Below are 13,208 nucleotides of genomic sequence, written 5' to 3'. Positions count from 1 at the left end.
CGGATGCGTTGCCATCAAGCGGGCGGTTCACCTATCGTGGCGTGCGACAACCCCGAGGGGTCGCTCTTGAGCGGCTTCCGGGGTTCAGTCGTCTTGTTGTGGGCTTACCGGCCCGCCAGAGTTGGAGGTCCCCGACATTGGTGGCGCATGCGGAGCTGAGCGCACCGTGCGTCGGGGTCGAGCCGATCTCGTAGAGTCACCCGACATCAGGCTCTTCGCACCGGCTCTCGCTTGCGCGCACGACTCCAAAGCGCCTTCTCGCCTGCATCGCTGCGGCACGTCTCGACGTGCGACGGCACCCCTCGCCCGCACCGTGGCTCTTGCAGGGCAGGCCCAAGCATCCGATACTTGAGGGTGATGGGGGAAACGGCCGACATCGGCCGTCGGGTGCAGCAGCTGCGGATTGAAGCCGGGGCGCCGCTCGATGATGTGGCCGGTGCGCTCGGTTTGACGGCCGAGAAGTTGACTGCCATCGAGCGCGGCGCTCTCGACATCGGTGACGCCGAGCTCACGACCTTCGCCGATCTTGTCGGCGTATCAGAGCTGGCGCTTCTGGAGCCGGATTCGTTGCTCGGCCGACTCGCTGTTGCCCCTCGCGTCGGAGACGCGACCGTGTCTGCACGAGAGGCGCACCGAAGGCTGATCGCGCTCGCGGAGATTCATCACGTGCTCCACGACGGCGGCCACGAGGCCCAGCCGGCCGTTGCGAGCGTCCCGGACGGCGACGACGGGCGGTGGTTGGATCGGGCGAATCAGTTGGCCGAATGGGCCGGCCAGCGCCTCGGTGATCTGACAAGCGGTCCGTCAGAAGCGGACCGATTTGCATCCCTCGCAACGGCGATTGAGTACCAGTTCGGCGTAGACGTCATGGTTGAGTCCTTGGGCGAAGACGGGCCGTTGGGAATGTCGCTGACAGACCCCGAGTTTCCCTTCATCCTCATCAACGCAGACGTGATTCGACCTCGAGCAATGTTCACGTTGGCGCATGAACTCGGCCATGTGCTCGCTGCCGATGGCTCTGAGATCAAGATCGACGAGGATCTCAGGGGCAACAACGACGAAGAACGGCTGGCAAATGCCTTCGCCGCAGCGTTGCTGATGCCTGAGCGGGGCATCAATTCGTTGATCGAGGAACACGGGCGCGATGCCAAGTGCTTGGCGATGATGATCCTGTCCTTCGGGGTGAGCTTCGAGTCGCTGATTTACAGGCTGCACAACTTGCAGGTCATCAATGCCGCCGGGCGTGATGCGCTCAAGAACGCCGGGCTCCACGGCCTGCTCCGGGCGCTCGGTGACACCGAGGAATCGGCAATGCTGCTGGCGGCCCGCGAGCGGCCGCCCCGAAAGCCGCCGCATCATCTCACCACCCGCTGCATCAGCGGAATCTGGGACGGGACCATCAGCGCAGCGCCGCTGGCAGGACTGCTCGATGTGGAGACCGACGAGCTCGTCGAGAAACTGAGCAAGGCGTGGGAGACGGCGGGCGCCATCACCGAGGACTACTCGACGCCCAAGGACTCGCCCGACGTCGTGAGGCGGGCGTACGACGCCGATCCCGTAGCCGCTTAGAGGTGAAGCACAGAGCATCGTGCTCGCCGAGAAACACGACGGGATGCTCGCTACCGATGACAACGCGGCCTATCAGTTCGCTACTCGCCGTCCGGCACTCGGGCCCTCAAGGGTGATCGACACCGTCGAGATCCTGCGCAGCGCCGTCGAGCAGGCCATTATCACGGCCCAGGATGCGGTCGACATCGCAGACGACATGGCAGCGGCGGATCGCTGGCTTCGGCCTGTGCACGACGGTCAGATTCGTGTCGACTACTTCGAGCCGGGCCCCTGACCAGCGCCGAGAGGCCATGCATGACATCGAAACGTGTCGACCTCTCTGCTTCCGCGGACTCCGTCGAGCTGTCGTGCCCGAAGTGCGGTGCGGCGATGGTGCGCCGGGTCGCGAAGCGGGGCGAGAACGCGGGGAGCCAGTTCTGGGGCTGTTCGAGGTTCCCGAAGTGCAGGTCGATTGTGCCGATCGAGGAATCAGCGCCAGAGGAGCCTCTGACTGCTGACCGAAGCGACCAAATCTGTCCGTTCAGCAGCCCGCCTCCCGCACCGCAGAAGGGGCTGCTGCGGAAGGCCGTCGCTGCGATGGACGGCATCTGGCGCTGGAGCCTCGAAGCAGACGAGCCCGATGCGACGGACCGCTGGAATCCCAAGCATCGTCGCAAGGTGCTCGAATACCTGCACATTCGTGACGGGGAGCGCTGCGGGCTGTGCGGCGGCACCATGAAGCTGAAAGGGGCCCAAGTCGAGCACGTGGTCCCGAAACGGTTCGCGGTGTTCGAGCTCACCGCTGAAGGCGAGGCACAGCAGGGCACGTACTACACGAGCGTTCTGCACGGCATGGAGAACCTCCAAGCAGCCCACCCACGGTGCAACAAGTACAAGGGCAACACACCCGAGATCCGCAGATGGAGGCACCCGAGCATGCCCCGGCTCGTCGTCGCCAAGGCCAAGGACGACCGGGTGCTGATGCTGCCGCCAAAGGACGACGTATAGGAACGTCCGGCCTTCGCAGTTCTGCGTGGCAGGTATCTACGCCGCCAGCAGTCTCCTGCGCTGGGCGTGGCTCACATAGGCGAAGCTCTGGGGCGGGCGGAAGCCGTGAGCCTGTCGAAGTGTGTGCAGCGATATCGGGGCGGCAAGCGGCTCGGCGCTGTCTCGGCCTTGGAGATAGGCGTCGAATTCGGTGCGCAATAGCTCAGTGTCGGCGCCGTGCAGTCGCCACAGCTCGTCGGCTGGGTACCGGGCGACGCTTCGGACCACGCATGTGCCGACAAGCGCCCGCGCGCTGCCCGATGCGTACAGCAGCGCCAGCGTCGAGACGGTGATGCGCGGCATAACCCGCCGCACTTCGGCCGCTTTGGTGCCGGCCAAGATCGCTTCAGCAAACCTCGGCTTCAGCGAGAGCACCAGCGCTCGTGCAGGATCGACCAAGCGCTCAGTCATGGGCTGCGGTCCGTGTCGTGCGCGCGCTCTCGTTTGACCGGACCCCTGGATGAGGCACAACCGGGTCAACAATCAGTTCCACAGGGCCCGAACCGGGCCTAGTGCGATGCCGAACCGCACCTCTCTTGATGATGTCTCGACTCATTGGATGCTGGGAGTGTTGAGAGGGAGGTCAAGTACCGCGAATAGTGCGTCAGCGAGGACCGGGGTCATCACAATGACGGTTACGGCTGAGACGGACGCAGTGACGGCGGCGAACCAAGCCAGGATGGCTTGCAACTCGAGAAACCGGGGCTTGCGGGCTTCGATGGAGTAGTCGCCGAGGCCAGGCAGCCGTCGAAGCCCCACCATCCAGCGTCTCGCACTCGGTCTGAGGGTGAGAGCGACAGCCCAGGCGAGAAGCCCGGTCGTTGCGATGAAGACCATTCGGAGTGTCCAGCGGACTGCATCGACCACGCCGGACAAGTCCATGGAGTCGAGCGGAGATGTGCGAGCGTCGAACGCATCACGTAGCTCGCCGTGCATGAAGGCAAGTGCCACTAGTGCTGCTCCGAGAATCGACAACAACGGTAGGGCGACTAAGTCGAGTCGCCCTAGCACCCGATTGCCCCATACGCCGACAAGCCTCAAGTGTGACGGTCTCAGGGGCTTCCGATAGCCAGGGCTGCCTCGAACCGGCCCATGACGACTCCGACCCGCGGGAATCGCCATGGCGCACCAGGCGGGCAGGGTGACGATGGCCGCGTTGAAGACCCATTGGTCATATACCCAAGACTGCAAGAACGATGGCATGTCGCGCACCGTATGGAGGAGGTGTGACAGTCATGATGTTGGGGTCAGCAGTTCGGGCTTGGGTCTGGCTCTGGGTGTGACGACATCTTCCGAACTCCAGAGACGTGTCGCCGCGCCGCGCCTTGCGGCCAACGGCCCGCGCGATCCGACCGTTCAGCCGAGCGGTACGGGGCGCGGCACCCGCTGCCGGTTTGGCTGGTGTGGCGGGTGTCGAGTGCTATCGGCCCGGAGCTCGAATACCGCGTTCAGCGAGGTCGAAGGCGTATGCGCACCCGGGGTGTTGGAGCGATGAGAAGCGGTCAAATCTCTCGGTCGAATGCGGGCCAAATCATCAAGAAAAACGCCCATTGAGGGCTTGTTTCGGTGCCCTCGCACGGTCAAGATCGCAGCGGGGACAATTGCCGTTATCCCTCACCTTGTGTCCCCCTGGCAGGCCGGTTCCGCAGAGTACCAACGCTGCCGAGGGCCGTCTGAGACCGAGCCGCGCCGTGTGGATCAGGCCGTCCGAGGCGGCTGGCGGGAGCTCTGCACGTGGCTGTAGAACTGCGCCACTGCGCCCCGGTCGGCGGTCTCGTTGCGGGTGTAGTGGGCGGGCATCGTTGGGGAACGCCACCGTCCCGCGGTCATCAGGCTGGGCAGCTCGACGCCGATCCGTGCGAGGTCCTGAGCCATGCCGACACGCGGCGAGTGCCCGCTGAAGCCGTCGCCCAGGCCGGCCGCCACGGCTGCCTTCTTGATCCGCAGCGAGATCTGATTGGGGCTGAGCTCGAACACCCGGAGTTCCGCTGGGGCGCCGTTGCGGATCGACGCAAGGGCCGCCATGGTCTGCGGCGACACGAACAGCACGGCGCCCTCGCCGTCGGGGTCGGTCTTCGAGCGCCGGATCAGCAGCCGCCCGCTGCCGTCGGGCGCCGTCTCGATGTCGCTCCAGGTCAGCGCAGCGCATTCGGAGACCCGCAGCAGCGCGTCGCGCATGAGCCTCACGAGAGCGATGTCGACGCTGCCTCGCCTGGCGGCGGCCTGTGCGCTCTCTCGCCTGCCGTTCTTGCCGAGGCGTGGCCGGCAGGCGATGGCTTCGATGGCGTCGAGTGCATCTGCGGTGAGGCCCTTGGCCTGCTTCTGCGCCTTGCCGGCCACCCGGGTCGCTCCCCTGAGGGTTCGCTTGACATCTTGATGGCTGCACGGGTTGGGGAGGCCGCAGCTGCTGTGGACGTAGGCGATCGCAGCGGCGGCGACGCGCAGCGTGGCGGGCTTGTGGCCGTGCTGCTCGAAGCGCTCGGCCAGGTAGGCGGCGACGTGCTCGGGCTTGGCGGGGGCTGCTGGGATTCTGCGAGTGGTGGCCCAGGCGACGAAGCTCCGCCATTGGCTTCGGTAGCAGCGGATCGTGTTGTGGGTGACCTCGTGGCGGGAGAGCCCGTTCAGGTTCTGCGCGTCGGATTCGGTGCGCAGGACGGCTTCGACCGACGATTCCGGCAGGTCCGCGACCACAAGCTCCGTGTCAGAGACTCGCCCACGGGGCGTTGTCATGGGCAGATACCGCGAGCGCACGATCGTCGTGACCGGCACTGGCGGCATGCAGCGCCCACACACCTGCAGGTAGTCATACGAACGGCAGAACTTAGGGGATAACGGCAATTTCACACTGCGGTTGACGCGGACGGCGCCGAAGCCAGTCCAAGGCCCCGCACCAGGGGTCGAATCGGCATGACCGGCGATCCTGACCGGGCTGACGTGCTCGAACGTGCCGCCGACACGCTGGAGGAATACTCACCCCAATCGACCGACGGGACGTGGCTGGAAGATCTCACTGTCGAGGTGGCCCCGTTCTTGGCGGACTGGGATGTTGAGGTCTGTTACCCGTGGGCCGAATGGCCATCCCGGCAAGAGCACTTCCCCAACACCACCAAGCAGGACATCGGAATCGACCTCGTGGCGCACCGGCGATCCGACGACCGACCGATTGCCGTTCAGTGCAAGGCCCGCAAGCTCAATCCCGACGGAACAGGAGCGGATATCGAAAAGGGCGAGATTTCAAAGTTCTCGCACCCGGCTGCTAACGATCTCTTCGCCGAGCGTTGGCTAGTCACCAATGGCGCCAACCCCATAAGCACCAACGCCGAGAGCGCAATCGAGGTCAGCGGTAAGCCGATCAAGCTGGTGAATCTGGCAGCGGATCTCACTGCCGAAACCGTCGCCGACGCAACCGACCCGGCCGACGACGACAGTCCTCACAGCGACGACCCAGGAGTCCCACAGACCCGCACCAGCATGCAGCGAGAAGCGGTAGAGCACAGCGTCCGCATCCTGCAAGAACACGCCGAGACCGACTCGGGCGGGCTGCCCAAGGGACAGGCCAGGGGCCGGATCATCCTGCCGTGCGGCGCCGGCAAGACCCGCATCGCACTGCGGATAGTCGAACAGCTCACCGAGGCAGGCCAGCTCTCGGTAGTGCTCTGCCCGTCGATCGCACTTGTCGCTCAGCTGCGACGCGAATTCCTCCAGAACGCAGAATCGGACATCCGGGCGATGGCCGTGTGCTCGGATCAAACCGCCGGCTACGACCCGAAGAAGGAAGGCAACGCCAAACGGGCGCTCGACCCCACCCAGGACAACAGCAACGTCAGCGCCACTGAGGTCAAGGGTCACGTCACCACCGACCCGCAGGAAATCGCCGACTGGATCGCCGCGGGCCACGACGACCCGCGCATCAACGTCATCTTCGGCACCTACCAGAGCGCCAGCCGCGTCGCCAAAGCGCTCGACCTTGCCGACACCGACGTCCAAGTGCTCGTCTGCGACGAAGCGCACCGCACTGCCGCGCTACGCCGTCACCGCAAGCCAGACGAGCAGGACCGCCTCCAAGAGTTCACGCTCTGCCACGACCAGCAGGCCTTCCCGGCCCGCTACCGCATCTACCAAACCGCCACGCCGCGCATCTATAACCACACCAACTCGCCCCGCAAGGTCGACGCATCCGAGTTCGTGGTCCGCTCCATGGACGACGAGACGATCTTCGGCGTCGAGCTCTACCGCAAGAGCTATGTGGAAGCCGTCCGCAACGGCTGGCTATCGGACTACCGGATCATCGCTCTCGGGGTCAACGACGCCGAGGCGTTCGCGGCAGCCAACGAGCTCGCACGCACCACCGAGTCCAAGGGCAAGTCCAAGCTCACTACGGTCGATTACCTGCGTGGTCTGGCGCTCGTGCTGGTGATGGGCGGTGCGACCCGGACCAGCGGCGAGCACGACGTCACGGTCGAGTCGTGCATCGCCTTCATGAACACGGTCGACAAGTCCAAGAACATGATGAAGGACCTGCAGACCGACGCAGTCCGCGACTGGCTGGCGACCCGCATGGACGGCGCCGAGCCCGCCGACTTCACCTTGGAGCATCTCGACGCCACCTACAACGTCGCCAAGCGCGACAACGCCAAGCAGAAGCTCGCCGCCGCAACGGCCGACAATCCGCACGGCATCGTCAACGTCGGCATCTTCGGCGAGGGCACCGACTCGCCGTCGCTCAGCGCGGTCGCCTTCCTCGAACCGCGCAAGAGCCCGATTGATGTTGTGCAGGCCGTCGGCCGGGCCATGCGGACGGCTCCAGGCAAGAAGTTCGGCTACATCATCTGCCCGATCCTCATTCCGCCCAACGACGATCCCGAGCGGTGGCTGACCAGGGCCAATCCTGAAGAAGGCTGGTCGGAGCTGGGCCAGATCCTGCTGGCTCTGCGGGCGCACGACAGCCGCATCGAGGACGAACTCGCCGACATGCTGCAGGTGTACGTGCCGCCGCCGCAGCGGAATCAGGAGACCACCAGCTTGGTTGGGGTTGCTTCGGCGTCGACCGGCCGCATCCGCTACGGCGAGCACCGCGGCCCCACCGACGCGGTGTTCGAGGTGATCGAAGAGGCAGCCGCAGCCGACACGCCCCTGTCGCAGCACGGCCTGACACCGGTGCGCCCCGAAGACTGGACGCCTGAGACCGAACCGACCCAGATCGTCACCGTCGCCCCGACTACAGACGGGACGTTGCAACTACGACACGACACGGTCGTGCGCAGCAAGCCGAAGGCAACAGAGACACTCGGCCGGGTCGACGCCGAGAGGACCAAGAAGCAAGCCCGCAAGATGATCAACGACGGCGAGGGCAAGCCGGTGCCGTCGAAGGAAGCGCGGAAGAAGAAGGCCGCCAAGAGCAAGAAGCAGAAGCAGGAAGAGCACGCCCAGCAGATGCTCGAGCTGATCGAGGGCGAGTTCGGCACCGACATCACGGTGAACCTTCTCGCCAAATCGGGCCTGCGTCGCGACAGGGTCAGCCGCGACCTGAACGTTCTCGAGGAGAGCGTCAACGAAGCAGCGCACCACCTTCGTCAAGACGGTCTGAAGCCAGCGCTGGACGCACATTTCGGCCTCGACCAACTGGCCGCCGACAAGCGCTCAGGTCAGGCAGACGGCTGCACTATTGCGGCGCTACTGCTGATGAACGCGTCCATGCTGCATCAGCGCATCGCCGCCGGCGGCTGGCTGCGCGATGTCGAGCCGCTTGCCGCGGTCAAGAACGATGCAAGCGTCATCGAACGCCTGAAGCGCAACTGGAACCGCATCACCCGCCAAGACTTCCTGCCGGTCATCGAGCCCGCTCAGGAGGCCATCTTCGCCGTCGAGGACACAGCCAAGCTTGCCGGCTTGGAGCGGGCCCTCCGCCACTTGGCAGCCGAAGCCGAACGCATCGCAGAGACCTATGCCGACATGGGCGCCGACCACGCCGGCCCGCTGTTCAACAAGGTCATGGGCAACCAGGCATCCGACGGTGCCTACTTCACGCGCCCGCCCGCAGCCACCATGGCAGCACGGTTGGCACTCGACGCCTGCGGTGATCAGGACTGGACCGACCCGGCCACGTGGCGCGCCCACAAGTCGGTCGATCTCGCATGCGGCAGCGGCACCTTGCTGGCTGCGTTACTGACGGAGATGAAGCGCCGAGCTCATGAACAAGGCGCGCCGATCAAGAGCTTGGCTCGCCTCCAGAAGCTTGCGGTCGAAGAAGTCATCAAGGGCATGGACATCAATCCGGTGTCACTGCAGCTTGCCGCGACGCAGCTCACCGCTGGCAACGTCGACATCAAGTACAGCGGGATGGGCCTCTATCGGATGCCCTACGGGCGGACCACTGACCCGATGGTGCCTATCGCCGCCGGGACGCTAGAGCTGATTGCCGAAGACGAACTCGTGCCCCCGCCCGACCTCGAGATGTTTGTTGGCGCAGCGCAGGGTTCGGCGGTGAAGGCGAGCCTGAGCGATGCCGAGGTCGAGCGTGGTGCGCGAGCAGTCGTGGGTGCCCGCGTCGCGATCATGAATCCGCCGTTTACGAACCGGGAGAAGATGGGCGAGAAGTTCCCGGACGCGACTCAACGACTCCTGCGCAACCGAACTGACGGCCTCGAACAGCGATTGGTGACAGCCGATCCGGAGTTGGGGAGCATGTTCGACAAGAACTCGCTGGCACCATTGTTCGTGATGTTGGCCGAGAAATGCCTGCATGCAACAGAAGGCAGCCTCGTTCTCATACACCCGACTATCGCACTAGCGAATTCGTCAGGAATTCACGAGCGACGGGTTCTGGCCAAGAGATTCCACGTGCACACGATCCTGACGTGTCACCAACCCGGCAACATCAACCTGAGTCAGAACACCAACATCAACGAGAGCATCCTTGTATTACGCCGGAATCAGGGTGACGCGTCGCCGACCAGAGTGGTCGCGCTCGACCGCTTCCCCAACGATGACGCCGAAGCCGCCGACTTGTTCGTCGCCATCCAAGCGCGCAGCGCAGGCGCACTCGCGGAGGGCTGGGGCGAAATCTCGGAGTGGCCGGCTGCGCGGGCTGAGCAAGGCGATTGGACGGCAGCAATTTGGCGTTCGCCCGAGCTCGCGGAAGCCGCAGCACGCTTCGCAGTAGATGACGCCTTGACACCCCTAGGAAGCAACGGCCTGTCGAGTCACTCGACGGGCCGCCAACTGAGAGGGGGCTACGTCGCCTCGTCGTCTCACGAAGACCGTGCATTCCCGATACTCAAGTCAAAACGCGCGGATGCACAGCAATCAATCGAGAGCACACCCGACGAGTACTGGGCGTGGGAGAAGGTAGGCGAGCCACCAGTTCTGAGCAAGGCCGGGCACCTACTCGTAACGGCAGGTCAGGACACCGGCACTGGCCGCGTCACTGCCGTTGCCTCCGACACGAAGTACGTAGGCAACGGTTGGATGCCAATCACTGGCCTCACGGCCGACCAGGCCAAGGCGCTGGCTGTGTATGTCAATTCGACTGTTGGGCGATTACTGCTCATGCGCAACCCGGGTCGCAAGCTGAACTTCCCGGAGTACAGCGCCGATGCCGCCAATCGACTTCCAATCCCAGAACTCACCGATGAGCACATCCGGTCCACGCTCGTCGCCTGCTGGACTGCAACCCGACGAATGACCGTCCCCCAGTTCCGCGACGGTGAGTGCGAGGTCCGCGAACTCTGGGACGCTGCCGTCTGCACCGCCCTCGGCTGGGACGAGGCCGAGGTCGCTGCGCTCCGCAAGCTCCTCCACGCCGAACCCCACGTCCGCGGCCTCGCCTACGGCCAGTTCACCGACTGACGCTTACGGGCCGTTCTGATGAGCTGATCTCCTGCCACCAGATGGACAGTTGCCCTAGCTACGGCACTTCTTCTTGCCCGAGGAAGGTCAGGTGTGGCGCGGGTTGCGCGGCGGCAGAAAGCCCGAGTTCGTCTAGGCGGTGGCGCCAGGATGTGCGCCATCTTGCGCGATCTTGGTCATCGGACAGGTGCCGGTCGACTGGGATTCCTTTGTTGTGCGGCCATGGCGCATCCGAGCTGGTGCTCAAGCACAGCCGGGCGAGGATGGCCCTGCGGGCGATGTCCTTGAGCCGGTCGACACCTACCTCAGCCAGCAGGCCATCAAGTGCGCCCTCGGGCGCCGTTGACAGCTTCTTGAGCCTCTTGCGGAGGCTGCTGAGCTTGAGGTCGCCACCATGCACCAGGGTGGATCTCAGGTCGTACAGGATTCCGACATCGTCGTAGATCGCCGAGGGCGGGTCTTCCTGGCAGCCGAGCAGCACCGCAGATCTCTGCCGTAAGCGCAGTGTCAGCGCTGTGTTCTCTTCCCCGTCGCCAATCAGCGTCGCCTCTAGTGCAGTCGCCAGGTCGACGAGGTTCTCGTGCCAGATCGGATTCTGGTGAGACTTGTCGAATCGTGCCAACGCGACGTCCCACGATGCCATCCGCTCGTCGTCGCCGACCGTGCCTACGTTGGCGAGTAGTTCTGACAGCGCCACAAGTGGGGCCGCGTGGCCGTCATCAAGAACGGTCGGCCGCTGGAGCACAAAGTTCATGTCACCGCGCATCAAGAAGTGCACCAGGTAGGGCGACGTACGGCCGATTCGGGTGGTTTGACCGCGGATCTCCATCTCAGTCGATGTCGTCGAGGCCGAATAGAGCCGGACAGCTCGCAGAAACAAAGCGACCTGCTGGGACAGAGCTTGTGTCGCCGCGCTGGGCTTGGTTTCAGCCTCGGTCGTGGCATAGACGACAGAGGTAGGAGACATGAAGCTCAGTGGCGGGTCGCGAGGAAGCGCCAGAGACGTTCCAGGCACGAGCTGTCCGATTTCGTCAAGCGCGTCCCATCCTTGAGCTGGCTGAACGGTGACCTCGCCAATGCGGATGGGGCCTTCGTCGCGGGTAGTGAGGTGTTGTACGACTCGGCAGGCGGCGACCTTGATCGTCGGCGAATCCAGTGTGTTGACCAGCTCGTCGATCGCTTCGGCCGCTCCTTGGGCGTCAGCACGGCAGCGCTCGCCGTTCAGCGTGCATCGGCGGACAGCGGACTCGACGAAGCTGTAGAGGTACAGGGTCGTGAATTCGAGGTTGTCCTTGGCACCCTGGCCTTCGAAGCGCTGCCCGTATGCCGTCAAGATGGCATCGTTCAGGCGAGCGAAACCCGGGCCACCCAAGTCGTCGCCTTGGTAATCGCTACCGACATGAATGTCGGGTCCGTACCTTGACCGCGGCAGCACGTGCAGCAGTTCGAGCTGCTCGAAGGCCTCGTTCAGGCACTGCTTGGCGGCCTCGCGCATTTCGTTGAGTTCAGCGCTGGTCATGCGAGCGCCTTACCGCTTCGAAACATGGGTGGCGGCGTCTGGGCGAACGATGATCCACCGAGAGCGCAGCCCCGGTACTCGGAGACGCAGGCACCAGTGTCGCGAGTCGGATGCGCGATACGCCGATAGATGAGGTTCAGTGCGAGCGCAGCGACGAGTCCTGTCGCTGCCGATCCCGCTATTGCCATCTCACCGACTCCGTGTATTCCGCCCTACTGGCAGTTCGAGGGAATGTAACCACCACAGACACGTTGGCTCCGGGCATTGTGCTGCAGCGACAGCTAACTCGGCTGCAGCCCGGGTTCGCCTTCGATGATGCGTTCGACGCGGTCGATGATGGTGTGCAGCTTCCTGCCGTTGCGGGTCTCGCCCCAGCAGGCCTCGCGCCGTTCCAGCATGAAATCGATCGAGCAGAGCGCGAGGTGCAGGAACTCCAGAAAGCTGAAGTAATCGATCGACGGCCTCTTGGTGTCCCAGCTCCATGTATCGATGATCGCCAGAGCCTTCGAATGAGCGATACCGCTCATGCGGTTATACGCGTCGATCTCGTGCGGCATTCCCATTTCATTGCACAGCATCTCGGTAACTCGTCGCGTGGCAGAGGGGACGGCTCGCGGCTTCGAGCCCGGATACTTCTGCGCCGCCTCAAGCTCGGCGTGGAGGTCTCGGACTAGTTGTCGGACATGCTCCTGCAGAGCCGTCACGCTGTCCATCGCTGAGACCATCTCCGAGTCGAGCGCTGCGCCGTCGGCGCTGGTGGCTTCGGAGGCCACTTGTCGGAGTGAGTTCAGCCTGCGTCGGAGAGGATCCTGGGTGAGCTGAAGTCCCCTCAGCAGGCGTTCTGCCGGCTGCGCTGCGGGGTCAAACACCCAGGTGGCGTATGCGCAGGCCTCGATGGTTGCCCGGCACAACACATGGAGCGAGTAGGGGCTGCGCGCGCCCGTCGCTGTCCGAAGCCCGGCGAAGTAGTCGTGGACTACGTAGAGCCGTAAACGCAGTTCGGACTCGACCAAGTCGATTGCGCTGCCGGGACCGACCGGGGCGTCTGCAGCTGGGTGTGCCCGTGTCTGGCTCCATAGTGAGTCATCGGCGGGAAGCTTCGACTCCAAGAGCCAAGCATCCGGATCGCCGTGCAGTTCACGCATCCGCAGCCCGATCTCCCAACGGCGCAGCGTCACGCAAACACGCCGCCACGCGCCCTTGGTTTTCACCGGAGTCATCCGCATATTGCCCGCTCCACGGGACA

At 64.5% G+C, this 13,208-nt stretch carries 9 protein-coding genes and 1 pseudogene; 5 read left to right on the top strand and 5 right to left on the bottom strand.

Annotation, left to right across the window (positions count from 1 at the left end):
- Window positions 1-357: 357 nt before the first annotated feature.
- The 4 genes and pseudogenes from ACOGXD_RS04185 (at window position 358) to ACOGXD_RS04170 (ending at window position 2,556) form a co-directional block, all read left to right on the top strand.
- Window positions 358-1,569, top strand: a complete 1,212-nt coding sequence (locus tag ACOGXD_RS04185) for an XRE family transcriptional regulator (protein ID WP_419916665.1) — start codon at window positions 358-360, stop codon at window positions 1,567-1,569.
- A 19-nt stretch (window positions 1,570-1,588) separates the two neighbouring features.
- Window positions 1,589-1,843 carry a hypothetical protein gene (locus tag ACOGXD_RS04180; RefSeq protein WP_419916664.1) on the top strand — a complete coding sequence of 85 codons (255 nt, stop codon included), beginning with the start codon at window positions 1,589-1,591 and terminating at the stop codon, window positions 1,841-1,843.
- 20 nt (window positions 1,844-1,863) lie between these two features.
- Window positions 1,864-1,986: pseudogene (locus ACOGXD_RS04175) on the top strand (hypothetical protein); the annotation flags it as partial.
- A 159-nt stretch (window positions 1,987-2,145) separates the two neighbouring features.
- Window positions 2,146-2,556: an HNH endonuclease gene (locus tag ACOGXD_RS04170; protein WP_419917435.1), complete on the top strand. Its 411-nt coding sequence runs from the start codon at window positions 2,146-2,148 to the stop codon at window positions 2,554-2,556.
- Between the two features lie 36 nt (window positions 2,557-2,592).
- On the opposite strand, the gene ACOGXD_RS04165 is transcribed toward ACOGXD_RS04170, so the two are convergent.
- The 3 genes from ACOGXD_RS04165 to ACOGXD_RS04155 all read right to left on the bottom strand — a co-directional run bounded on the left by ACOGXD_RS04165 (window position 2,593) and on the right by ACOGXD_RS04155 (window position 5,325).
- A complete protein-coding gene (locus ACOGXD_RS04165; protein WP_419916663.1) occupies window positions 2,593-3,006 on the bottom strand; it encodes an ASCH domain-containing protein in 414 nt (137 codons plus the stop codon).
- 141 nt (window positions 3,007-3,147) lie between these two features.
- Window positions 3,148-3,546 carry a hypothetical protein gene (locus tag ACOGXD_RS04160; RefSeq protein ID WP_419916662.1) on the bottom strand — a complete coding sequence of 133 codons (399 nt, stop codon included), beginning with the start codon at window positions 3,544-3,546 and terminating at the stop codon, window positions 3,148-3,150.
- Between the two features lie 747 nt (window positions 3,547-4,293).
- Window positions 4,294-5,325, bottom strand: a complete 1,032-nt coding sequence (locus ACOGXD_RS04155; protein WP_419916661.1) for a tyrosine-type recombinase/integrase — start codon at window positions 5,323-5,325, stop codon at window positions 4,294-4,296.
- Window positions 5,326-5,502: 177 nt separating this feature from the next.
- Here ACOGXD_RS04155 and ACOGXD_RS04150 point away from each other — a divergent pair, with 177 nt between their 5' ends.
- Window positions 5,503-10,443, top strand: coding sequence for a DEAD/DEAH box helicase family protein (locus ACOGXD_RS04150; protein WP_419916660.1), 4,941 nt, complete (start codon window positions 5,503-5,505; stop codon window positions 10,441-10,443).
- Window positions 10,444-10,501: 58 nt separating this feature from the next.
- Here ACOGXD_RS04150 and ACOGXD_RS04145 read toward each other — a convergent pair whose 3' ends face one another.
- Both ACOGXD_RS04145 and ACOGXD_RS04140 read right to left on the bottom strand, forming a co-directional pair.
- Window positions 10,502-11,962, bottom strand: coding sequence for a hypothetical protein (locus ACOGXD_RS04145; RefSeq protein ID WP_419916659.1), 1,461 nt, complete (start codon window positions 11,960-11,962; stop codon window positions 10,502-10,504).
- 281 nt (window positions 11,963-12,243) lie between these two features.
- Window positions 12,244-13,182, bottom strand: coding sequence for a hypothetical protein (locus ACOGXD_RS04140; protein WP_419916658.1), 939 nt, complete (start codon window positions 13,180-13,182; stop codon window positions 12,244-12,246).
- Between the last annotated feature and the right edge of the window lie 26 nt (window positions 13,183-13,208).

Origin of the sequence: Candidatus Poriferisodalis sp. (assembly GCF_965204125.1) — a bacterium.
In the GTDB taxonomy this organism is placed as follows: Bacteria; Actinomycetota; Acidimicrobiia; order Acidimicrobiales; family Poriferisodalaceae; genus Poriferisodalis.
This window is presented reverse-complemented; position numbering and strand designations above follow the sequence as displayed.

Coding starts and splice junctions, on each gene's coding strand:
- ACOGXD_RS04185 (WP_419916665.1), top strand. CDS start 358: ATGGGGGAAACGGCCGACATCGGCCGTCGGGTGCAGCAGCTGCGGATT.
- ACOGXD_RS04170 (WP_419917435.1), top strand. CDS start 2,146: ATGGACGGCATCTGGCGCTGGAGCCTCGAAGCAGACGAGCCCGATGCG.
- ACOGXD_RS04165 (WP_419916663.1), bottom strand. CDS start 3,006: ATGACTGAGCGCTTGGTCGATCCTGCACGAGCGCTGGTGCTCTCGCTG.
- ACOGXD_RS04155 (WP_419916661.1), bottom strand. CDS start 5,325: ATGACAACGCCCCGTGGGCGAGTCTCTGACACGGAGCTTGTGGTCGCG.
- ACOGXD_RS04150 (WP_419916660.1), top strand. CDS start 5,503: ATGACCGGCGATCCTGACCGGGCTGACGTGCTCGAACGTGCCGCCGAC.
- ACOGXD_RS04145 (WP_419916659.1), bottom strand. CDS start 11,962: ATGACCAGCGCTGAACTCAACGAAATGCGCGAGGCCGCCAAGCAGTGC.
- ACOGXD_RS04140 (WP_419916658.1), bottom strand. CDS start 13,182: ATGACTCCGGTGAAAACCAAGGGCGCGTGGCGGCGTGTTTGCGTGACG.